Genomic DNA, 20,331 nt, shown 5'->3' with positions numbered 1-20,331 from the left:
GCCCGCAGCAGCTGTCGGATGGGCGGTCGAACCCGTGCGCCACGACTGCACTCAATCCAGCTCTCGGGCTCGCCCAGCTCGGGGAAACGTTCCGCCGATCGATAGAGGAAGTGATAGGCCACGACCGCTATCGTGGCGAGTCCTCGGAGCCCGTCTAGCCCCCAAAGATGGCGCCGTGCCACAGCGGGCAGGGAGTGATCTGGCACCGTAGGGATCCTCTATTGATAATCGAGTCACCGTTCCCGTGCATGAAGTGATCAAAGCACTGCGACGTTGTCGCCGCGCGCGCGGTTTCGCGTATCCAGTACCGAAGTAGCTGAGTCCCGAAGAACGTCTAGGTCGAAAGATGAGTGGTCCGTAATCAGGATCACCAGATCGGCTGCTCCGACTTGCTCCGCGTCAAACGAGACTCTCTCCACACCTATGGGCCAGCGATGATCTTCGACGTGATCGTCAGTCCCGAGGACGACAGCGCCGCTTTCCTGGAGCAGATCGATCAAGCGTAGGGAAGGCGACTCACGGATGTCGCCTGTGTCCCTCTTGTACGCGAGTCCCACAAGGAGCACCCGAGAGCCCCGCAGCGGTTGCCCCAGGTCGTTAAGCACTCGACCCGCGCGCTGCAGAACATAGTTCGGCATGTGGTCGTTCACATCGTTTGCGAGTTCCACGAAACGAAAGTTCTGCCCCAGCTTCCGCTTTACCTGCCATGACAGGTAGCTCGGATCCACGGGCAAGCAGTGGCCTCCGACCCCTGGACCAGGCGTGAACTTCATGAACCCGAACGGCTTCGTGGAAGCCGCGTCTATGGACTCCCATACGTTCACGCCCAGTTCATGCGCAAAAATTGCTAGTTCGTTAACGAGGGCGATATTGACGTGGCGGAATGTGTTCTCCAGGAGCTTCGTCAACTCGGCCTCCTTCGGAGTAGAAACTGGCACCGTCCGCTCCACAAGCGAAGAATAGAACCGGTCTATGCGCTCAAGTGAGTCCTCGTCGATACCCGACACTACTTTCGGAGTATTCTCAAACGTCCAGGTCTGGTTCCCTGGGTCGATGCGCTCAGGACTATAGCCGACCGAGAAGTCTTGGCCAGCCTGCAGACCCGACCCTTTCTCAAGAATTGGGACGAGTAGCTCCTCGGTAGTGCCGGGATAGGTTGTCGACTCCAGCACCACCGTGGCGCCAGGAAGTAACCGCTCCGCTAGGGACTTTGCGGCGCTCTCAATGAACGACAAGTCGGGAAGGGTCTCCTTCAACGGTGTGGGCACCGTGATGACGGCGATACTGAAGCCTTCGGCCGCGGCGTAATCGCTCGTGGGGGAATACCGCCCCGAGTCCAAAGCGTCCCGAACGACCTCCGCGGGCACGTCCTCAACGTACGACTCACCCCGAGAGAGCGCTTGCGCGCGAGTGACGTCCAGATCGATTCCTACGACGGTGTGGCCCACCTCCACAGCGCGCATGGCTAGTGGTAAGCCCACATAGCCCTGCCCGACGACGACGACAGGGCCAGAAGCATTGTTCATGTGAAGTCTCGACTGCTTTCAGGTCGGAGGGGGCACCGGGAACTCCTCTAGACACAAATTCCCGCGCACAGTCTCGCACAGCCCGGCCTGCGCGCCGAAAACGACAAGATACGGATTCGCGAACTATTCGCAGCGTCTCGACTCGATGGCGGCCTTCACGAAAGCGCCGCTCTCATAGAGCACGCGCCGGAGGCGGAATGACGGGGAGTTTGGCTCGTCTACCAGGAGCAACTGCACCCGGGTGCCCGCGGGGAGGCAGCGCTCGAACAGGTATCGCACGCGGGTGGAGTGGCTCACGTTGGTAACCACGATCACGCTCTTCGCGCCTGTCTCTTGGATGAGATCGGCGACCGCTCCCGCCTCCCCGATCGTGTCTTCGGTGAGCGGCGCAAAGCAGGAGACCTTGGCGTCGCCATATTCTCCTTCCCGGCAGAGGGCTGTCATCAGCGATTGGTCCTGGCGCGTGATGTCGGCGGGAACATTCGACACCCACAGCTGCGGCGCGAGGCCGTCCTCGACAGCTTGCAGTGCCACCGGGAGCCGCTCGCGCGGGGGCGACAGCGAGACGATCGCGTCCGCCTTCTGCAGCGGCTGCTGACGTGGAAAGACGAAGAGAATCAGCGCCCCGATAAACCAGGTCAACGTCAGCCCCACCAGCGCTGAGGCACCGATCAGAAGGGTACGGCGCAGCGCGCGGCGGCGAGATGGGATGAAGGGCATAAGGGAGGCCGGGTCGCTCGGATCGGCTCTTCATTATCGCGTGCGCCGCCCGTGGACACGCGTTGAAAGATGAGCAGCGGCAGGCTTCGGAGCTGGACGGGGTACGGGAGCAAGCGGGCCACATCGGTGGTCCTCGGGGGCGGTTAGCCCTTCAGGGTGCTCGGGGTCGGGCGCTTCGTCTCGCTTTGCTCGCTCAGCGGCCGGGGTGCGGGTGGGCGCTTCGTCTCGCTTTGCTCGCTGAGCGGCCGGGGGTTCGGCTGGGTGTTTCGTCTCGCTGTGCTCGCTGAGCGGCCGGGGGTCCGGGTGGGTGTTTCGTCTCGCTGTGCTCGCTGTGCGGCCGGGATGGCGGGATGGGCGCTTCGTCTCGCTGTGCTCGCTCAGCGGCCGGGAGCGGGCGGGCGCTTTGTCTCGCTGCGCTCACTCAGCGGCCGGGGGTTCGGTTGGTCGCTTCGTTTCGCTATGCCGCTCAGCGGGCGCGGGGCGGCCCTTCGTCCCGCTTCGCTCGCTCAGGGGGCCGAGGCAGGCGGCGGCGCTTCGGTCTGGGACGGATCGAGCGGGTTGAGCGCCCATGTGATGTCGAGGGGCTCGGTGGCGGGGAGCGTGAGGTCCCAGGGGCGGATGGGGTCGGGTGCAGTCATCGCGAGTCCTCGGTGTCGCGAGCGAGGCGTCGTTGAGCGCGGCGGGCGAGACCGCCGACGCCGGTGACGAGCACGAGAAGGCCGATCGCGAGAACCAGATAGGCGGACGCCGAGAGAGGCGTGAGCCCCAGTGTCCAGTCGGCGATCCCGGATCGGCGAGAAGGATCGAGCAGTATCCACAATCCCAGCGCGGCGGTCGCTCCCAGAGCGACGCCCCACACGACCGCCGCCCAGCGTGTGCGGGGGCGCGGAAGAGACGGCGCGTCTTCTCGTCGCTCCTGCGCGGGCTCGTAACCCAGTGCGTCACTCATGTCATTCCTCCCCCGTCATCTGCACGATGACGGTCACGGTGCCCGAATTCTGTTCGAGATGCAGCGGCACGACGGTGCCGACGAAGTCGGGGCCCTCTGATCCCGTGAGGCGCTGCGCGTAGTGAGCTCCGCTGCTGCGACCTTCTGTCGGGACGAGGGTCTCGGTGGAGAGCCAGTCTCCGGTGCGGTCGTCGTGACGTACGACGTCGACGGGACCGTCGTGAAGGGTCGCATCGAGCTGAAGCATGGTGCCGGGCTGGACCCAGATGGTGGTGTCGCCCGATCCCTTTCGCAGGGCGATCTCCCCGGCGACGACTCGGCCGGCGTCTTCGTTCACTCGGCCGGACGAGTCGGCGGTGACGTCGAAGACGTGGATCTCTGTCGTGCCGAACGGCTGCAGGTAGCGCTGGTCCGACGAGCCGACCTGCGCGATCATGAGCCCGCCCCATGCCACCGGGCCGGTAGCGCCGGCGAGCCCCGACACCGCGCCGGAGAGCACCAGCGTGGCGGCGCAGAGGGCGAGGAATCCGCTACGCCTGCGCGCCAGTCCCGCCACGATCATCCCGGCTGACGCGACGAGGCCGGCCACGAGCAAACCGGCCGAGACGGCCAGCGCCGGTTCGTCGAGCGCCAGCGCGCACAGCGCTCCCCCCACGAGGGCGGCGCCCAGGACGGCGAGGACGAACATCGCGTGGGCTCGCGGATTGGTGGCGCGGCGTACTCGGCGCCTTTCGGCGACCTCGGCGGCGAAGGCTCGAGAAGCGGCCGCTCTCTCGAGGCGTTCCTGCTCCCGCGCCGCCACGTCGGCGGCGGCTTGGCTGCGTCGCCACGCCTCGTGCTCCGTGCGCCAGCGCTCATGCGTCGCTCGCCACTGTGCCAGAGCGTCTTCGGGTGCCGCGGCATCCGGGGGCGGGGGCTCCACCGGCGCCACATCCGTGGGCCGCGCTTCGCCGGCCCCCTCCGTGGCGGATCCCTCGCCGAGTGCCGTCGCCGCGTCGTCTCCCGGCGCGGGCGAAGCAGTAAGGCCCGACGCCTCGGCACCGACACGACCGCGTCTCGTCCCGGCGGGGTATCGCACGGCCCAGACGATGAACCAGACCGCGAGGGCGACGACGGCGGCGACGAGAAGGGCGATGGCGATGCCGTTCCACACGGCGTACATCGCGCTCGGCTCAGGGCCCCACCCTGCGGGGATCCCGGTGTACGGCCAGAACACCGACGACCAGAGCCACTGCATCACGGGAAGGCATCCCAGCAAGACCATGGTCGCGATCGCGATCAGCGCCGGATCGAAGCGCCCCCGGCCCCACTCCTGGACATGGATGCGGCCATCGGCATCGGGCAGCAGGGCCCACCCGAGTGCGTAGACGATGAGCGCCGGGAAACCGATGAGGGCCGTCACGACGAAGACGCCGCGCACGATGACCGGGTCGATGCCGATGCGCGTCGCCACGCCGGCGCATACGCCGCCGAGCCAGCCCGGTTCGCGTACGACGCGTAAGGCGCGCAGCCACGAGAAGAAGGGTGCCTCGTCCCGCGGAGGGCGCGGAGGCGGAGGGCCGGGCTCGCGGAGAGTGCTCGGAGCGGTGTCGGTCATGGGTCCAGCCTCGCCCACCGGGTTCGCCGCAACCATCGGGGAACACCCTGACTCGTCCCCGAACTCTGCGACCACGCCGCAGGCCCGGCGGTGCCGGGTGGTTGGATGATCGCATGACGACGCCGACCTTCGCCGACGCTCCGGCCCGGGGTTCGACGCTCGCCCCGCCGCGGGAGCGGCCGAGGTTGCTGCGGCCGCGGGCGATGCTGATCACGGGGGTGTCTGCGGGGCTGGCGCACCACCTCGGATGGCGCGTGAGCGTGGTGCGCTGGCTGTTCGTGCTGACCTCTCTGCTCTGGGGCGCCGGGGTGCTTCTGTACCTGTGGCTGTGGGCCTTCGTGCCGCTGGCCGACGCGTCGGACTCGGACTCGGACGCGAGCGGAGCCGCGCCCACCCGGCGGGCTCCCGCCGCATGGATGCTGACGGCGCTCGCGGTGCTCGCTCTTGCCATCACGTTGATCTCGGTGTGGACCCCGCGCGGCGAGGTGTTCTCGGTTTCCGCTCTCGCGCGGGCGGCCGGCGGGGTCGTCGTCGTCACCGGTCTCGCTCTCGCCGCGGGGCTGTGGGCGACGCTTCTCGATGGCAGAGACCCCGCACGCGGTCCCCGGCACGCGACCGCGGTGCGCGCGGTGCTGACAGGGGTGCTCGTCGTGCTGGCGGTCGTCGTGGTGTGATCCCCCGGGGCGACTCGTGCGGTGGCGCTCCTGCTGGCGCTCGTGCCTCTCATCGGCATCGGAGCGCTCTACTCGTCGACCCTTCTCGAGCGGTGGCGTGACCTTTCGCGCGAGCGGGTGCGGCGCATCCGCGACGAGCAGCGCAGTGAGATGGCGGCTCACCTGCACGACTCGGTCTTGCAGACCCTCGCGCTGATCCAGAATCGCGCCGGGGCATCCAGCGAGGTGGCGCGCATCGCGCGCGCGCAGGAGCGCGAGCTGCGCAGCTGGCTCTACGACGGCGACGAGCCCGCCGACAGCGACCTTCCCACAGACCTGCGCGACCACGCCGCCGCGCTCGAACTCGACTACCCCGTGCACATCGAGGTCGTCGCCGCCGGAACGACGGTGGAACGGGCCAGCGGCGAGCTCGCCGCCGCGTCACGCGAGGCGATGCTCAATGCGGCGCGGCACGCGGGTGGCGACGTGTCGGTGTACATCGAGGGCGCCGGATCACGCGTGGACGTGTTCGTGCGCGACCGCGGGCCGGGTTTCGACCTCGATGCTGTGCCGCCTGATCGACTGGGGGTGCGGGAATCCATCATCGGGCGCGTGCGGCGGGCCGGCGGTGCCGCGACGGTGGGCCGGGGTGTGGAAGGGGCGGGCACCGAGGTGCACCTCACCCTCGGCGGCGGGGAGACGGCAGGTGCCTGAGCGGATCGTGCGGGTGGTGATCGTCGATGATCACTCGATCTTCCGGTCGGGCCTGCGCGCCGACGTGGATGCGACGATCGAGGTGGTCGGGGAGGCGGCCGACGTCGCCGCCGCCGTCTCGACCATCGCCGACGCGCAGCCCGACGTGGTGCTGCTCGATGTCCACCTGCCGGGAGCGGAGGAGGGCGTCACCGGCGGCGAGGCGGTGCTGCGCGAGGCGCTTTCGATCGCGGGCGAGACCCGCTTCCTCGCGCTGAGCGTGTCGGATGCGGCCGAAGACGTCGTGCGCGTCATCCGAGCGGGGGCTCGCGGCTACATCACGAAGGGCGCATCCGGCGCCGAGGTGACTCGGGCCGTGCACGCCGTCGCCGGCGGTGACGCGGTCTTCTCGCCGCGGCTCGCCGGATTCGTGCTCGACGCGTTCGGTGCGGTCGCGGGCGAGACCGCGGTCGCGACGGACGAGCTCGACCGACTGTCGTCTCGCGAGCAGGAGGTGATGAGGCTGATCGCGCGGGGTCACTCGTACAAGGAGATCGCTGCGGCGCTGTTCTTGTCGGTCAAGACGGTGGAGAGTCACGTGTCGTCGGTGCTGCGCAAGCTGCAGCTCTCGTCGCGGCACGAGCTGACCGCGTGGGTGAACGCCCGCCGCCTTCTCTGAGCGCGGTACGGGACCGGCCGTTCGTCTCGCTGCGCTCGCTCAGGGGCCGAGGCGGGCGGGGTGCGGTGGGGTGGCCCTTCGTCTCGCTGCGCTCGCTCAGGGGCCGAGGCGGGTGACGGCGTCGCCCGACCAGACGACGGCACCGTCGTCGAAGGCGGCGACGGCGACGGGGGCGGCGGGGTCGGCGGGCGCGCAGCCGAGGGACGCCGCATCCGCGAAGCCCGATCCGCTCAGGGCGGTGACGGCGAGGCCGTCGCAGCCGGCGGCGCGGGCCGCCACGAGGATGCGGTCGCCGACGATGCTCAGCGCCGCGGCATCCGGTACCGGAAGCTGCACCCACTGGCGGTCGCCGCCGAGGACGAACGGGGTGCCCGCGCACACGAGCGCCAGCGTGGAGCCGGCGGCGCGAGCGCTGCGCGGATCGTCGCACGGGGCCGCGAGCGGCCCATCGGGCGTGATGACCGTTGCGGGCGTCGCCGGATCGAGGTAGCGGGAGGCGGCCAGCACCTCGGGGTACGGCTCCCAGAAGCGACCCTGGGTGAAGGTGCGGAGCGCCTGTGTCTCGCACCCGGCGCCCATCCGCGCGACAGACTCGGCCTCGGTGCCTGCGAAGGCGTCGAGCGTGATCACCTGACCGATGCCGAGATAGCGCGGAGTCACCTCGCGCCACGTCTGGCCACCGTCGGTCGAGCGCTCCATGAGCGGTGCGACCGAGCCGCACTCACCGGCGACCGCGCGCCACATGGCTCCGGGGCCCACGGAGAGGAACCGCTCCTGGGCGCGCGGGTAGGCCGGACCCGCGCGGTCGTCGGGGTGGGGGCGGCCGTCGTGGCGGGGGGAGAGGCGGATGCTCCGAAGGTGAAGGAGGGCGCCGGCGATTGCTGCGGTGCGGCCTCAGGACCGCTGACCCGGCTCATGGCGACGGCGACGAGCACGAGCGTCGCGACCGCCAGGACGGCGACCAGCGCACCCGCGAGCCAGCGCGCGGAGGTGCGGGGGCCGGGGGGCCGACTCGCCATGCCACTCCTCCATCGGGGAACTCGCCAGGGGGATCTACGCAGAGGTCACAGAAGCGGACCGTCCGGGGTCGCCGGTGCGGCGCCGGGCTGGGTGCCGCGCCGGGACGGCCCTGCCTTCGGCGCCGCCGGCTTGGGAGGGGCGGGCTTGTCGGCCGCCGCAGCCGCCGCGTAGTCGCCGTACCCGCCGTAGCCGTATCCATAGCCGTACCCGTAGGCATCCGGACCCCGCGTGGGCACCATCGTCAGCACCACGCCGGCGATCTTCGCGCCCACGGTGTCGAGGGCGTCGAAGGCGCCGCCGAGCTGATTGACGGTCGTGCGTCCGGCCGAGACGATGACGATCGCGCCTGTCGTGGAACGCCCGAGGATCGCGGCATCCGTCACCGGAAGAAGCGGCGGGGCATCGCACAGCACGACGTCGAACTCCTTGCCGAGGGCGTCGAGCAGCTGACCCATCTGCTTCGAGCCGAGCAGTTCGCTCGGGTTCGGCGGGATCTTGCCGGCGGGGAGCACGTACAACGGACGCTTGCCCCACGGCAGCATCACGTCGGCCACGCGCGCGCGCCCGATGAGGACGTCGGTGAGGCCGGCACCGCCCTCGATGCCGAGGTACTCGGCGACCTTGGGCTTGCGCAGGTCGGTGTCGAGGAGCGCCACCCGCTTGCCGGCATCCGCCAGCGCCAGGGCGAGGTTCAGCGCCGTGGTCGACTTGCCCTCGCTCGGCAGGCTCGAGGTGACGACGAAGCTGTGGCCGCCGTCCATCTCGAGGAACTGCAGGTTGGTGCGCAGGGCGCGGAAGGCCTCGGAGCGGGTGTTGTGTGGGTCGGCATCGAGGATGAGAGGCCGCTCCTTGGCCTTCGGGTCGAAGGGGATCGCGCCGATGACGGGGCGGTCGGTCATCGCCTCGACGTCGCGCGAGGACCGCACCTTGTTGTCGAGCACGGCTCGGAGCACGGCGATGCCGATGCCCAGCGCGAGACCGACGAGGGCACCGAGCACGAGGTTGAGGGGGACGTTGGGGCTCACGGGATTCGTCGGGGCCAACGCATCCTTGACGCGCGTGAGCTGCACCGGGCTCTGCTGCTGGTCGGTGCGCATCTCGATCTGCTCGACCGCGGCGGTCAGGCTCGCGGCCACGGCGTTGGCGAGGTCGGCAGCCTGCACCGGATCGGCGTCCTGCACCGAGATGTCGATGAGGAACGAGTTCAGCGGCGAGGATGCGGTGATCTGGGCTGCGAGGCTGTCGGCGGTGCCGTCGAGGTCGAGCTCGGCGATGACGGGGTTGAGAACGATCGGCGTCTCGGCCAGCTGCACGTACGTGCCCACGCGCTGCAGCGCGAAGCTGCCGCCCTGCTGCAGCTCGGCGACCGTGCCGCCGGCCTGCGTCGAGACGAAGACGCGGCTGGAGGCTTCGAACATCGGCGTGCGGGTGAGCGAGTACCCGGCGGCGACCGCGATTCCGATCAGAGTCGTCGCGACGATCACCAGCCAGTTCTTACGCAGGATGCGAATGTAGTCGCTGAGCTCCATGACGCCTTTCGGGGGTGGAAGTACGCCCTCATCCTGCCACACAGGCCCTTTCGGGCCCGGAGCGCGGGGCGGCGTCAGCGTCGAGAGGCAGCATGCGCGAGCGATGAGGGGCGAGTGAGGGGACCGGGTGCGGAATCCCCCGTATATGGGGGAGTGGCTGCGGGCGGCGCAGCAGGCCGTGAGGTCGCGGGGCCGGTAGCGTGATCAAGCGCGACGCGATGCGCCCGAGCACCGCTCGCCACCCCTCGGGAGACGACGTGAAATTGCGCCTGGGCCTGGTCGACGATCACCCCGCCGTGCTGCTCGGCGCCGCCAGCGTGCTCAACGCGCAACCCGACATGCGTGTCGCGCGCGCCGGGGCGACGGTGTCGGAAGTGCTCGACGGCGGGGAGGCGCTCGACCTGGTGCTGCTCGACCTGTCGCTGGCAGACGGCTCGTCGGTCGAAGACAACGTGGCGGAGCTTCGGGAGGCGGGGATCCCGGTTCTCGCCTACACCGGGGCCGAGCAGCCGGCGCTGCTGCGGCGCGCGGCGCGTGCCGGAGCATCCGGAGCCGTCCGCAAGACTGAACGCGCCGAGGTGATCGCCGACGCGGTGCGGGCGGTGCTCCGGGAGGGCGTCGCCGCCGGGTCGGACTGGGCCGCCGCGCTCGAGCACGACGAGTCGTTCGTGTCGGCTCGCCTCACCGATCGCGAGCGCGAGGTGCTCGCCCTCTACGCGGCGGGGGAGACGGCCGAGCGCGTCGCGGCGGCACTGTTCATCTCCCGCGAGACCGTGATCGACCACATCCGCCGCATCCGCGCCAAGTACGCCGGCGTCGATCGCCCGGCGCCCACGAAGGTCGACCTCTACCGCCGGGCCGTGGAGGACGGGCTTGTCGACGAGCATTGAGCTCGCGCTCGCCGAGAAGGGCGCGGAACGCAGCCTCCGGCGACTGAGCCTGGTGATCGCGCTCGCCGCGGTCGTGCTCTTGCTCTTCTCCGGGCTGCCGGCGCTGCTGCGCTCCTCCGACTGGGCTCCGGTCTGGACGGCCGGATGCGTCGTGGTGCTCGCGCTGTTCGCGGTGCTGCTGGCGGGGAGCCTTCATGCCCCGCTTCGCCTGCTGGCGGTCTGCTGGTACGCGCTCGCGCCGCTGTGCATCGTGCTCGAGCTGACCTCGTTCGCCGCCTACCAGGGCGGTGATGTCGCGCACCTGCGCATCTGGGTGTGGGCGCTGGATCCGGCAGCGCTCGCCGCCCTCACGCTCATCGCGCCGATTCCGCTCGCCGTCGCAGCGGCGGTGGTCGCCTCGCTCGCGCCGGTCGTGTCGTCGCTCCTCGTCATCGGCGCGGTCTCGCCGTCGCTGGCCGAGGTGACTGCCGTGCACCTCGCGGTCGTGACCCTCGTGCTGATCCTGCTGGCCCTCCGCGACCGGCTGGGCGAGCTGCAGCGCTCCGAGGCCGTCGCGCAGGCCGCGACGCTCCGGCAAGCAGAACGCGAGGCCGCGATCGAGCGCCAGCGCGCGCTCACGCGCATCGTGCACGACGAAGTGCTCGCCGTCTTCACCGCGGCGGTTCAGCTGGGCGGGGCGATGCCGCCCGAGCTGCGCCGGGAGGCCGCATCCGCCCTCGCCACACTCGAGCGGGTCGGCAGCTCGTCGGCGGGCACGGTCGTGACGGCGGCGGATGCGGTGGAGCGGCTCGTGCACGCGGCGCGCGACGCCGACTCCGGATGCGTCGTCGAGGTGGACGCCGACGACACGCGCGTGCCCGCCGACGCGGTCGAGGCCCTTGCCGCCGCGACCGCGGAGGCGGTGCGCAACAGCGTGCGCCACGCCCGGCCCGGCGCCACCCGGCGCGTGGGCGTGCGGATCGCCGACGGCGCCGTCGGCGTCGCCGTGACCGATGACGGCGGGGGCTTCGACCCGTCGGCGGTCGACCCGGCACGGCTCGGTCTTCGCGAGAGCATCGTCGGACGGATGACGGCGCTTCCCGGCGGCGCCGCCGAGATCGACACCGCCCCCGGCCGTGGCACGGAGGTGCGTCTCGCATGGCACGCCTGACCGTCGCGTCCGACACCGGCGCCGGGGGCCTCGGGATGCCGGTGGCGCGCTGGGCCCTGCTGTTCACGTGGGCCGTGAGCACCGCGCAGGCGGTGCTGGGCGGGCAGGTCGCCGGCGCCTCGGGGAGCTTCGCGTTCGGTGTCGCGGTGCTGCTGGAATTCTGCGGTGTGGTGCTGGTGACGGAGCGGTCGGCGGCCATCCTCTCTCGCCGCGCTGCTGTCGCGACCGCCGCCGCCGCCGTCGTCGCGGCCGTGCTGCGCCTGGGCGTCGACGGACCCATCGAGCCGTGGACGGTCGACCTGCCCGCCTATCTCGCCGCCGCCCTCATCGCGCGCGGCAACATCGCCGCCGGAGCGGTCGCCGGTGCGCTCGTGCTCGCCGCGGTGGGCGCGGCGACCGCGGTGCGCGGCGGCACCGTCGGCGATGCCGCGGCAAACCTGGCGCTTCCGGTCATCGCGCTGTGCCTGTGCGTGCTGTGGCGCGTCGGGCTCGGTTTCGTCGTGCGGGCCGAACGCGCACACCGCAGTGCCGAGGCGCGGGCGGCGGTCGCCGCGGAGGCATCCGCCCGCGCCGCCGACGAGTATGCGGCGCAACTGCACCGCATCCGCGACGAAGCCTCCGCCCTCCTCCGGCGCATCGCCGACGGGCCGGCGCTGAGCGAGGCCGAGCTCGTCGAGGTGCGCGTGCTGGAAGGAGCGATCCGCGACGAGCTGCGTTCGCCCCGGGTGCGCAGCGAGACGCTCGCCACCGCCATCGCCGATGCGCGGCGACGGGGTGTGCGTGTATCGATGCTGTGGCTCGAGGGGCCGGGGGAGGCGCCGCATCCGCACCTGCTCGAAGCCATCGCGGCTCTCGTCAGCGACGTGCCCGAGGGTGCGGTGACGATCCGTGCGGCGGACGAGGCGGGTGCGGTCACCGTCGTGCGCAGCGACGGCGAGGGCGGCGGCTCGCGGACCCTCCTGGATGCCGCCGGAGTCGTGCAGGGCGTGCACTGATAACCCCTGATGCTGGGGGGATCCTTTCCGGGTGCCGCTGCCTAGGCTGACGAGGATCCCCTGTCGGAGGCGGAATTTCTCCGATGCCGCCTCACGCACATCCGGGCTATGACCGGGGATTCAGGGGAAGTCGAGCGCACCCTCGCTCGACGGCGGGTGGGGCGGCAGGGGCCGTGGCCCCACCCGCCCAATTCCTCCCGCGAGGCTCCGCGGAGCACGCGCAGGGGGGAGAACCCCACCCCTGCACACGGCGGGGACGCGCGCGTACCGTAACCCTCATGGACGAAGTAGTTCTGAGTGGTGATCTCGCTCAATTCCTGCGCGCCCGTCGTCAGAACCTGGCTCCGGAGCAGGCCGGCATCGACGCGGGGGGCGATCGTCGAGTGACCGGGCTTCGTCGCGAGGAAGTGGCGCGGCGCGCCGGGGTGAGCGAGGACTATTACCGTCGGCTCGAGCAGGGCCGGGAGCGGCATCCGTCGCACCAGGTCCTCACGGCGCTCAGCCGCGCGCTGCAACTCGACGCTCATGCCACACGGCACCTCTTCGAGATCGTGGCGCCGGCGTGGCATGAGGAGGCCAGCCCTCCCGACGTGAGCGACGGGGTTCGGCTGATGCTGGACCACTCGATCATCGCCCCCGCGATGGTCGTGGGCCCCGCATCCGACATCCTCGCGCTCAACGCGCAAGCGGCCGCCCTGTACAGCGCGTTCGCGCGCGTGGACAACCTCGCCATGATGGTGTTCCTCGACTCCGCCGCTTCGGAGTTCTACGACGACTGGGACGCGGTGGCCCGCGCGTCGGTGGCGAATCTCCGTGCCGCGTCCACGCAGTTCCCCCGCGAGCCGCGCGTGGGAGAGGTGATCGGGGAGCTCTCGATGGAGTCGACGCGCTTCGCGAGCCTCTGGGCCGAGCACGAGGTGCGCCCGCGCATCGAGGCGCAAGAGCTGTTCCACCACCCGCTCGCCGGCGAGCTGCACTTGCAGTTCGATGCGCTCGCCATCTCGGGAGTCCCCGGGCAGCGCGTCTACGTCTACACCCCGATCCCCGATCTCCCCGGCACCCGAGCCTTCCGTGCGCTGCTGGAAGACGGCGGCTGCCCGCCGCCGGGCGCCGATGCCGGCCTGACCGACGTCCTGAGCACCGCTCTGTCCTCCCCGGGCTGAGGCCCAGTCCGCCGCCCATCCGCCCCGCGACGACGCGAGGCGGCTCTATCCGCTCGCTTTCCCGCCGCCCCCCGGGCGCGACGACACCATAAGGAGAACGTCCATGATCGACGACGTCCGCAGAGACGGCACCGCCGTCGCCACTCCGGCCGCACCCGACAAGCTCACCCGCCCGCAATTCCTGGCGTGGCTCACCGCCTTCGCGGGGTGGGTCTTCGACTACTACGAGATCGCTCTGATGACGTTCCTCATCGTGCCCATAGCGGTCGACATGGGACTGGAGGGCGGGCAGACCGCACTCCTGCTGTCGATGCAGCTGCTCGGCATCGCCGTCGGCGGCGTCTTCTTCGGGTACCTCGGCGATCGCATCGGACGCCGGCGCGTGCTCATCATCACGATTGCTCTCTTCGGCGCCTTCACCCTCGCCCGCGCCTTCGCGCCGAACTACGAGATCCTCCTCCTCTTCGGGGTGATCGCGGCGATCGGGCTCGGCGGGGAGTTCGGCGTGGGGCAGTCGCTCGTGAGCGAGGTGGTGCCGGCTCCCAAGCGGGGTCGCTGGGGCGCGGCCCTCTACAGCGGCGCGGGCATCGGGCTCGCGGGGGCGGCGCTGGTGGGCGGTTATCTGCTCCCCGAGATCGGATGGCGGTGGGTCTTCGCCGTCTCCTGCTTCCCTGTGATCCTCGCCCTCGTGGCGCGGTTCACGGTCCCAGAGTCCGACAAGTGGGAGAAGTTCGCCGAAGACGGCTCGCGGCACACCGGCGCGAAGATCGACTGGCCGCTCGTGCGATCGGCGAAGTTCCTGCGTCCGCTGATCCTGTCGATCATCGCGTGCTCCATCTCGTTCTTCGGCTTCTACGGCATCGCGGCTTTCCTCCCGACCTACCTCATCACCGTGCAGGGCTTCAGCTTCGCCACCGCAGCCTGGTACAGCGTCATCGTCGGCGCCGCCATCACCATCGGCTCGATCACCTCCGGCTGGGTCGCCGACCGGATCGGCCGTCGGCTGGCGTGGACGGTGTGGGCGATCTTCGCAACCCTCGGGTGCGCGATCCTCGGCGTGCTCTTCCAATCGGTCGTGATCAGCCTGTGGAGCCTCGCCGCCGTCTTCCTCACCTACTTCGGCACGAGCGGCGCGGCACTGTTCGGCGTGGTCTTCGCCGAGCAGTTCCCCACGCGCGTGCGCTCCCTCGGCGTCGGGACGGCACTGCAGGTGGGCCGCGGCCTGTCGTTCTTCCCGCCGCTCATCGCCGCGGCGGTGTACCCCGTGTGGGGATACTCGCCGCTGGCGTTCGGAGCCGCTGTCCTCTTCGCGATCCTGGCGCTCATGGGATGGGTCTTCAAGGAGGGGCGCAACCGCCCGCTCGAAGACATCGAGGCTGACTTCGCCACGGATGCCGGCTCGCGTCCGGCGCCGCTCACCAATGCGGAGCGGGACGCGTGAGCGCAGCACCCGACCTGGATCACCTCTACCGCGGCTTCGTGCCGCCCGCCGAGACGCACGAGGTCGCGCCCGGGGTCTTCGCCACTCTCCAGCCCGACGGCAGCTGGGGGCTCAGCAACGCCGGGTTCCTCGTGGACGACGGCGAGGTGTGCGTCGTCGACACGCTGCTCACCGAAAGCCGCACGCGGCGGTTCCGCGAGGACATCCGGCGGGAAACGGGGCAGGACGATGTGCGGTTCCTCATCAACACGCACCATCACAGCGACCACACGTTCGGCAACTTCGTGTTCGATGACGCCACGATCATCGCTCACGCGGGGTGCCGCGAGGCGGTGATCGCCACCGGGCTCTCGCCGATGGGCCGCGATCCTTTCGTGCCGTGGGGCGAGATCCGACTGCGGCCTCCCGAGGTGGCGTTCGAGGGACGGCTGACGCTGCACGTGGGAGCGACGGAGGTTCACCTCATCCACGTCGGGCCGGCCCACACGCGAGAAGACGTCATCGTGTGGCTGCCCGAGAAGCGCGTGCTCTTCACCGGCGACGTGCTGTTCACCGAGGGCACTCCGATCCTCATGGCGGGCTCGCTCGCGGGCTCTCGCGCCGCTCTCGATCTCATGGAGTCGCTGCAGCCGAGTGTGATCGTGCCGGGCCACGGAGCTCTGGCGGGCGTCGCCCAGATTCAGCATTGGCGGTCGTACTTCGACTTCGTCGCCGATGCGGCCGCGCGTGCCCTGGACCGAGGAGAGACACCGCTCGCGGCAGCACGCGGGCTGGACCTCGGTGAGTTCGCGGCGTGGGTCAACCCGGAGCGGATCGTGCTGAACCTCCATCGGGCCATGGCGGAGGCGGCAGGCGCTGAAGCCGGCGTCGCGCTCGATGAAGCAGCGATCTTCGCCGACATGATCCGATTCGAGCCGTCGGCCTACGGCCACAAGCTCATCGCGGGTCGCGAAACCTACCGGGAGGTGGAGCGGGCATGAGCACGCAGACACGATCGCCCGCCTACTTCACCGCCTTCTCCCGCGCCCGACTGCGCCGGCAGGACGGCATCCTCGAGGTCACCCTCCACACCGACGGGGGATCCCTGCAGTGGATGACCGCGGTGCACCGCGAGTACGAGCAGCTGTTCCGCGAGATCGCGCAGGACCGAGACAACCGCGTCGTGATCCTCACGGGTTGCGGCACCGATTTCTCCGGTCCCGAGGCCAACAGCGTCGGATCCAATCACATCGGGTCCCGCACGCCGGACGAGTGGGACAGGTTCCGCAGCGGGGGTAAAGACCTCCTCATGAACCTGCTGGATGTCGAGGTGCCGGTCGTGGCTGCCGTCAACGGCCCTGCCCGGCGGCACGCGGAGATCCCCCTCCTGTCCGACATCGTCATCGCGTCGGAGACGGCGCTGTTCCAGGACTCTGCGCACTTCGCCAACGATGTGGTGCCGGGCGACGGCATGCATGTGGTGATGCCGCTCCTCCTCGGATTCAACCGCGGACGGCACTTCCTCTACACCGGCCGGGAGATCCATGCGGATGAGGCTCTGGCGCTCGGACTGGTCGCGGAGGTGGTCCCCCCGGAGGCCGTGCTCGACCGGGCCTGGGAGGTCGCCCGGGAGCTCGCCGCACGGCGCGACGTCGTACGGAGGCACACCCGGCTCGCGCTGACGCAGCTTCTCAAGCTGCAACTCCTCCAGGTGCTCGAATACGGCCTGAACCTCGAAGCGCTCGCCGCAATTCACGCAGACAAGGACTGACATCATGCGTATCCCGCATCCTGACGTGCCCCGCGCCGAGCGGATGATCCTCCGTGGCGCGACCGTCCTCACGATGGACCCCACGCGAGGAGACCTCCCGCGAGGGGACATCCTCGTCGCGGACGGCAGCATCATCGACATCGCTCCCTCGATCGAGGCGGACGCCTTCGTCGTCGACCTCGAGGGGGCCATCGTCCTGCCGGGCTTCTGCGACCCTCACATCCACGCGTGGGAGGGAGCGCTCGGCCGTCTGATCCCGAACAACGCCTCGACGCCCGAGGCCGACGGACTGCCGGAGGTGGTGCGCGACGGGTCGGACGACACGCGAGCGTACTTCACCGTGCTGCACCACCGGTTCGCGCCGCTCTACGAGCCGGAGGACATCTACATCGGCACGCTCGCGACACTGCTGACCGCCCTGGAAAGCGGCATCACGTCGGTGGGCGACAACATGCACAACTCCCGCTCGCTGGAGCATTCCGTCGCCTCGGTCGAGGCGCTAATCGACTCCGGCCTCCGCGGCGTGCATGCCTCGGGACGCCCGAGGGTGGGCTCTTACGATCCCGCGTTCCTCGACAACGCGGCGCGACTGCGCGAGCGGTACTTCTCCTCGGCGGATCAACTCGTCACGATGCGGATGTACGCGCTCGGACGCGACGACCCCGCCGAGGTGCGCGACATCCTCCGCGTGCGCCGTGAGCTGGATCTGTGGGTGTCGTTCGACAGTGGCCTGGAGACTCTGCCGCTGCGCGAGCTGTACGGCTCCGGTGAGCTCGACGACCGGGTGACGCTCAACCACGGCAGCTTTCTCGATGTCGAGCAGCGAGCGCTCTTTCGAGACGCCGGCTCACGGGTGAACGTGTGCCCCAGGATCGAGACCCAGTTCCGTCGCGGCGAGATCCCCTACCTCGAGTGGACGGAGATGGGGGTGCTGCCCGGTATCAGCAACGACAACCCGGCGACGTATGCCGTCGACATGTTCGCCGAGATGCAGGTGCTCTACAACCACACACGCGCGCAGCGCTTTCGCGAAGGACGCGAGCCGGAGACGACCCTGCGAGAGATCCTCGCCGCGGCCACGACGCGAGGAGCCGACAACCTCGGGCTGGGGGCGGTCACCGGTTCCCTGGCTCCCGGGCGCGTGGCCGACCTCCTGGTTCTCGATCCCGCCGGCCTGCGCCTCACGCCGATCAACAATGTGTACGCGAGCGTCGCGCAGGCGGCGCATCCCGGGGTCGTCTCGGCGGTGATGGTCGACGGCCGCTTCCGCAAGTGGGGCGGCGAAATGGTGGACGTCGATCTCGTCGGCGTGCGCAATCGGCTCGTCGCGTCCCAGGAGCGGCTCCTCGAGAAGGCCCGCTGGCCGCTGGACCGCCTCGACTTTTCAGACTGACTCGACCACCCGCGAGCGGTCACGCGAGGGTCGCGCGGAGCACGCGCAGCACCTGCTCCACCGCGGGCATCAGCTGCGCGGCCGAGAGCTGGTACGTCTCCCACGAGCGGCGGTACGGGTCGACGACGTCGTCGCCGGATGCCGCGGACGGGGGAGCGACGACGCCTCGGCGCTCCGCCAGCAGCGCCAGCGTCGCCCGCATCCGCGCGTGCGGATCGGTGCCCGCGGCATCCGCGGCCTCCCGCACCTGCGCGTCGGGAACATCGGCCGCCAGCCGGGCGAACTCGCGCACCGTGAAGGTCGATCGAGTGCGGGCCGGCGCGAGCTCGACGACACCGGCGCGATGCTCCCGCGCCATGGCCAGCACGAGATCGGGAGAGACGAGCTCGGTCTCGCTCAGCCAGCGGCCCCGGTGGGCGGCGCTGTCGTCGGCCGGCACCCCGAGGAGCGCGGCGAGGCGCACGGCATCCGCATCCATCGGCCGGTCGATCAAGGCCCGGGTGCCGGCGCTCGACACGGCGACGTCGAGCGGCGCGAGACGCGTGCGCAGCAGCTGCTCGGCCAGCGGGGAGCGGCACACGTTGCCCGTGCACACGGTGAGGATCTGCACGGTCGGCGCCCCCGACGCATCCGGCTGCGGCGAGAAGAGGCCGCTCAGATCCAGGTCGAGCATCGGGCTCCCGCTGTGGTGTCGGCGCTGCCCGCCGGTAACGTGGGCGCTGATGACCGAGTCTACCGACGCCCCCGACCGCTTCGAGCTGGGTCTCCCGCCCCTCGAGCCGGAGTCCGGGGGCGACGAGCAGCCCACGCGTTCGTCGCGTCGCCGCTCGCCGCGACGGCGTCGCACCTGGCTCGAGGGCGGCACCTCGGTGCAGCACTGGGGCTGGGAACTGCTCGGGTGGGCAGTCCTCGGCCTCGGGGCAGGGCTCGTCGGTGCCGCGGCTCTCAACGAGTTCGTCGCCGCACCCCTCGGCGCGCCGCTGTCGCTCGTGGTCGTCTGGGTCGCCTTCGCGGTGCCGGTGATCTTCGCCTTCGCGCGCTCGCGACCCCGGATGCTGCTGACCTTCCGTGCCGTCGACGTGCTCTACGGCGTCGCGCTCGGCCTGATCCTGCGCGTCGTGCAGGGATGGCTCGAGATGGCGGCGGGCGGCGACGGCGCGTGGCCGTCGTACCCCTCCATCGGTGGTGCGCTGCCGGGCGACTGGCTGTTCGAGCAGCTGCTGGGCGCGGTGGTCATCGCGCCCGTGCTGGAGGAGTTCTTCTTCCGCGGGCTCGTTCTGGTGGCCGTGTACACCGGGGTGCGCCGGCTGGCCGGGCGAGGCATGGCCGGTTTCGCGGCGGTGCTGGTCTCGACCGGGCTCTTCGTTCTCGCCCACGCGCTCCTCGCGCCCATTCCGTGGGACGCGGCGCTCGCCCTCGGACTGGTGGGCATCGTCAACAGCCTGCTCGTGCTGCTGACCGGCCGCATCTGGGGCGCGGTGCTCGTGCACGTCGTCTACAACGGGATATGGGTCGCCCTTGCGACGATCGGCACACTCATGGGCGGCGCGGGAACGAGCGTCCAGCTCGGCTGACGGATCGCTCGCCGCGTGTGCGCTGCGTCGACGAGAGCCAGATGAGTCCGATCGCGACGCCCGTGATCGTGCCGAGGCCGTTGGCGAGCACGTCCCATGGCGTTGCGGTGCGACCGGGGAGAGCGACGGCCTGGATGACCTCGATCGCGCCGCTGGCTGCCACGCCGATGACCGCGCACCACGCCCAGCGGCGCAGCAGCAGGGTCAACAGGAAGCCGAGCGGGGCGAACAGGGCGATGTTCGCCGTGAACTCGACGCGGCGGTAGGTGGCCCAGGGGAACAGGCTCTCCACCCGATCGAGGATCGGGCCCGCGCCCTCGTCGACGGGGGTCGGCCAGAACACGATGAAGGCAAGGGCCACCGCGTAGCCGCCGAGGAGCGTCAGCACGACGCCGCGTGTGAGCGGGCGGGCGGGGCGCAGCATCCGGCAACCATAGACGCATTCCGCATCCGGTCGCCTCGTTCACGCGGGGGTACGACCTGATGCGCTCTCGCGGCGATGAGGAAAAGAGAAAGCCCCTTCGCCGGCGAAGCCGGGAAGGGGCGGAACCAGCCGTCGCAGGTGCCGTTGCGTCGGGAATGCATCGGGTTCTGATGTCAGCATAGGAC

21 protein-coding genes are annotated in these 20,331 nt (G+C 70.4%); 12 read left to right on the top strand and 9 right to left on the bottom strand.

What is annotated here, in order from left to right:
• Nucleotides 1-257: 257 nt before the first annotated feature.
• From ACTU3I_RS13395 to ACTU3I_RS13375, 5 genes are all read right to left on the bottom strand, one after another.
• Nucleotides 258-1,526, bottom strand: coding sequence for a nucleotide sugar dehydrogenase (locus tag ACTU3I_RS13395; protein ID WP_442926192.1), 1,269 nt, complete (start codon nt 1,524-1,526; stop codon nt 258-260).
• A 123-nt stretch (nt 1,527-1,649) separates the two neighbouring features.
• Nucleotides 1,650-2,246 (bottom strand): YdcF family protein, encoded by a 597-nt coding sequence (locus ACTU3I_RS13390; RefSeq protein WP_442926191.1) that lies wholly within the window; start codon nt 2,244-2,246, stop codon nt 1,650-1,652.
• Nucleotides 2,247-2,752: 506 nt separating this feature from the next.
• The gene (locus ACTU3I_RS13385) at nt 2,753-2,884 is read right to left on the bottom strand and encodes a hypothetical protein (RefSeq protein ID WP_442926190.1); all 132 of its coding nucleotides are present in this window, start codon (nt 2,882-2,884) and stop codon (nt 2,753-2,755) included.
• Nucleotides 2,881-3,195: a hypothetical protein gene (locus tag ACTU3I_RS13380; protein WP_442926189.1), complete on the bottom strand. Its 315-nt coding sequence runs from the start codon at nt 3,193-3,195 to the stop codon at nt 2,881-2,883. Before ACTU3I_RS13380 ends, ACTU3I_RS13385 begins: the two co-directional genes overlap by 4 nt.
• A 1-nt stretch (nt 3,196) precedes the next feature.
• Entirely contained in the window at nt 3,197-4,792 is a 1,596-nt protein-coding gene (locus ACTU3I_RS13375; RefSeq protein WP_442926188.1) for a PspC domain-containing protein, read from the bottom strand.
• A gap of 113 nt (nt 4,793-4,905) precedes the next feature.
• Between ACTU3I_RS13375 and ACTU3I_RS13370 the strand changes: the two genes are divergently transcribed.
• From ACTU3I_RS13370 to ACTU3I_RS13360, 3 genes are read left to right on the top strand one after another with little or no spacing between them, the layout of a single operon-like run.
• Complete coding sequence (locus ACTU3I_RS13370) at nt 4,906-5,466, top strand: PspC domain-containing protein (protein WP_442926187.1); 561 nt, start codon at nt 4,906-4,908, stop codon at nt 5,464-5,466.
• Nucleotides 5,467-5,487: 21 nt separating this feature from the next.
• Complete coding sequence (locus tag ACTU3I_RS13365; RefSeq protein WP_442926186.1) at nt 5,488-6,159, top strand: sensor histidine kinase; 672 nt, start codon at nt 5,488-5,490, stop codon at nt 6,157-6,159.
• A complete protein-coding gene (locus tag ACTU3I_RS13360; protein WP_442926185.1) occupies nt 6,152-6,817 on the top strand; it encodes a LuxR C-terminal-related transcriptional regulator in 666 nt (221 codons plus the stop codon). The genes ACTU3I_RS13365 and ACTU3I_RS13360 overlap by 8 nt, the downstream gene beginning before the upstream one ends.
• 96 nt (nt 6,818-6,913) lie before the next feature.
• Here ACTU3I_RS13360 and ACTU3I_RS13355 read toward each other — a convergent pair whose 3' ends face one another.
• Nucleotides 6,914-7,576 carry a hypothetical protein gene (locus tag ACTU3I_RS13355; protein WP_442926184.1) on the bottom strand — a complete coding sequence of 221 codons (663 nt, stop codon included), beginning with the start codon at nt 7,574-7,576 and terminating at the stop codon, nt 6,914-6,916.
• Nucleotides 7,577-7,881: 305 nt separating this feature from the next.
• Nucleotides 7,882-9,366, bottom strand: a complete 1,485-nt coding sequence (locus ACTU3I_RS13350) for a polysaccharide biosynthesis tyrosine autokinase (protein WP_442926183.1) — start codon at nt 9,364-9,366, stop codon at nt 7,882-7,884.
• Between the two features lie 257 nt (nt 9,367-9,623).
• Here ACTU3I_RS13350 and ACTU3I_RS13345 point away from each other — a divergent pair, with 257 nt between their 5' ends.
• The 8 genes from ACTU3I_RS13345 to ACTU3I_RS13310 all read left to right on the top strand — a co-directional run bounded on the left by ACTU3I_RS13345 (nt 9,624) and on the right by ACTU3I_RS13310 (nt 18,148).
• Nucleotides 9,624-10,256 carry a response regulator transcription factor gene (locus ACTU3I_RS13345; RefSeq protein ID WP_442926182.1) on the top strand — a complete coding sequence of 211 codons (633 nt, stop codon included), beginning with the start codon at nt 9,624-9,626 and terminating at the stop codon, nt 10,254-10,256.
• Nucleotides 10,240-11,406 (top strand): sensor histidine kinase, encoded by a 1,167-nt coding sequence (locus tag ACTU3I_RS13340; protein ID WP_442926181.1) that lies wholly within the window; start codon nt 10,240-10,242, stop codon nt 11,404-11,406. Before ACTU3I_RS13345 ends, ACTU3I_RS13340 begins: the two co-directional genes overlap by 17 nt.
• Nucleotides 11,394-12,401, top strand: a complete 1,008-nt coding sequence (locus ACTU3I_RS13335; RefSeq protein WP_442926180.1) for a hypothetical protein — start codon at nt 11,394-11,396, stop codon at nt 12,399-12,401. Before ACTU3I_RS13340 ends, ACTU3I_RS13335 begins: the two co-directional genes overlap by 13 nt.
• 278 nt (nt 12,402-12,679) lie before the next feature.
• Entirely contained in the window at nt 12,680-13,564 is an 885-nt protein-coding gene (locus tag ACTU3I_RS13330; protein ID WP_442926179.1) for a helix-turn-helix transcriptional regulator, read from the top strand.
• 103 nt (nt 13,565-13,667) lie between these two features.
• The gene (locus ACTU3I_RS13325) at nt 13,668-15,005 is read left to right on the top strand and encodes an MFS transporter (RefSeq protein ID WP_442926178.1); all 1,338 of its coding nucleotides are present in this window, start codon (nt 13,668-13,670) and stop codon (nt 15,003-15,005) included.
• The gene (locus tag ACTU3I_RS13320; protein WP_442926177.1) at nt 15,002-15,985 is read left to right on the top strand and encodes an MBL fold metallo-hydrolase; all 984 of its coding nucleotides are present in this window, start codon (nt 15,002-15,004) and stop codon (nt 15,983-15,985) included. Before ACTU3I_RS13325 ends, ACTU3I_RS13320 begins: the two co-directional genes overlap by 4 nt.
• Nucleotides 15,982-16,755, top strand: a complete 774-nt coding sequence (locus ACTU3I_RS13315) for an enoyl-CoA hydratase/isomerase family protein (protein ID WP_442926176.1) — start codon at nt 15,982-15,984, stop codon at nt 16,753-16,755. Before ACTU3I_RS13320 ends, ACTU3I_RS13315 begins: the two co-directional genes overlap by 4 nt.
• A 4-nt stretch (nt 16,756-16,759) precedes the next feature.
• The gene (locus ACTU3I_RS13310; RefSeq protein WP_442926175.1) at nt 16,760-18,148 is read left to right on the top strand and encodes an amidohydrolase family protein; all 1,389 of its coding nucleotides are present in this window, start codon (nt 16,760-16,762) and stop codon (nt 18,146-18,148) included.
• A 19-nt stretch (nt 18,149-18,167) separates the two neighbouring features.
• Here ACTU3I_RS13310 and ACTU3I_RS13305 read toward each other — a convergent pair whose 3' ends face one another.
• Nucleotides 18,168-18,821: an arsenate reductase/protein-tyrosine-phosphatase family protein gene (locus ACTU3I_RS13305; RefSeq protein ID WP_442926174.1), complete on the bottom strand. Its 654-nt coding sequence runs from the start codon at nt 18,819-18,821 to the stop codon at nt 18,168-18,170.
• Nucleotides 18,822-18,870: 49 nt separating this feature from the next.
• Between ACTU3I_RS13305 and ACTU3I_RS13300 the strand changes: the two genes are divergently transcribed.
• Entirely contained in the window at nt 18,871-19,722 is an 852-nt protein-coding gene (locus ACTU3I_RS13300; RefSeq protein WP_442926173.1) for a CPBP family intramembrane glutamic endopeptidase, read from the top strand.
• Here the strand turns inward: ACTU3I_RS13300 and ACTU3I_RS13295 are convergent.
• Nucleotides 19,685-20,146 carry a VanZ family protein gene (locus tag ACTU3I_RS13295; RefSeq protein ID WP_442926172.1) on the bottom strand — a complete coding sequence of 154 codons (462 nt, stop codon included), beginning with the start codon at nt 20,144-20,146 and terminating at the stop codon, nt 19,685-19,687. The genes ACTU3I_RS13300 and ACTU3I_RS13295 overlap by 38 nt on opposite strands.
• Nucleotides 20,147-20,331: the final 185 nt, after the last annotated feature.

The sequence above is a fragment of the Microbacterium sp. RD1 genome (genome assembly GCF_052220165.1).
GTDB lineage: Bacteria > Actinomycetota > Actinomycetes > Actinomycetales > Microbacteriaceae > Microbacterium.
Note: the sequence above shows the minus strand (reverse complement) of the source record. Positions and strands in the feature narration are given on the sequence as shown.

Excerpts from the sequence above, each read along its gene's own strand:
- ACTU3I_RS13380 (WP_442926189.1), bottom strand. The coding sequence starts at position 3,195 with ATGAGTGACGCACTGGGTTACGAGCCCGCGCAGGAGCGACGAGAAGAC.
- ACTU3I_RS13295 (WP_442926172.1), bottom strand. The coding sequence starts at position 20,146 with ATGCTGCGCCCCGCCCGCCCGCTCACACGCGGCGTCGTGCTGACGCTC.
- ACTU3I_RS13300 (WP_442926173.1), top strand. The coding sequence starts at position 18,871 with ATGACCGAGTCTACCGACGCCCCCGACCGCTTCGAGCTGGGTCTCCCG.
- ACTU3I_RS13330 (WP_442926179.1), top strand. The coding sequence starts at position 12,680 with ATGGACGAAGTAGTTCTGAGTGGTGATCTCGCTCAATTCCTGCGCGCC.
- ACTU3I_RS13390 (WP_442926191.1), bottom strand. The coding sequence starts at position 2,246 with ATGCCCTTCATCCCATCTCGCCGCCGCGCGCTGCGCCGTACCCTTCTG.
- ACTU3I_RS13315 (WP_442926176.1), top strand. The coding sequence starts at position 15,982 with ATGAGCACGCAGACACGATCGCCCGCCTACTTCACCGCCTTCTCCCGC.
- ACTU3I_RS13335 (WP_442926180.1), top strand. The coding sequence starts at position 11,394 with ATGGCACGCCTGACCGTCGCGTCCGACACCGGCGCCGGGGGCCTCGGG.
- ACTU3I_RS13350 (WP_442926183.1), bottom strand. The coding sequence starts at position 9,366 with ATGGAGCTCAGCGACTACATTCGCATCCTGCGTAAGAACTGGCTGGTG.
- ACTU3I_RS13395 (WP_442926192.1), bottom strand. The coding sequence starts at position 1,526 with ATGAACAATGCTTCTGGCCCTGTCGTCGTCGTCGGGCAGGGCTATGTG.
- ACTU3I_RS13375 (WP_442926188.1), bottom strand. The coding sequence starts at position 4,792 with ATGACCGACACCGCTCCGAGCACTCTCCGCGAGCCCGGCCCTCCGCCT.
- ACTU3I_RS13325 (WP_442926178.1), top strand. The coding sequence starts at position 13,668 with ATGATCGACGACGTCCGCAGAGACGGCACCGCCGTCGCCACTCCGGCC.
- ACTU3I_RS13370 (WP_442926187.1), top strand. The coding sequence starts at position 4,906 with ATGACGACGCCGACCTTCGCCGACGCTCCGGCCCGGGGTTCGACGCTC.
- ACTU3I_RS13385 (WP_442926190.1), bottom strand. The coding sequence starts at position 2,884 with ATGACTGCACCCGACCCCATCCGCCCCTGGGACCTCACGCTCCCCGCC.
- ACTU3I_RS13305 (WP_442926174.1), bottom strand. The coding sequence starts at position 18,821 with ATGCTCGACCTGGATCTGAGCGGCCTCTTCTCGCCGCAGCCGGATGCG.
- ACTU3I_RS13310 (WP_442926175.1), top strand. The coding sequence starts at position 16,760 with ATGCGTATCCCGCATCCTGACGTGCCCCGCGCCGAGCGGATGATCCTC.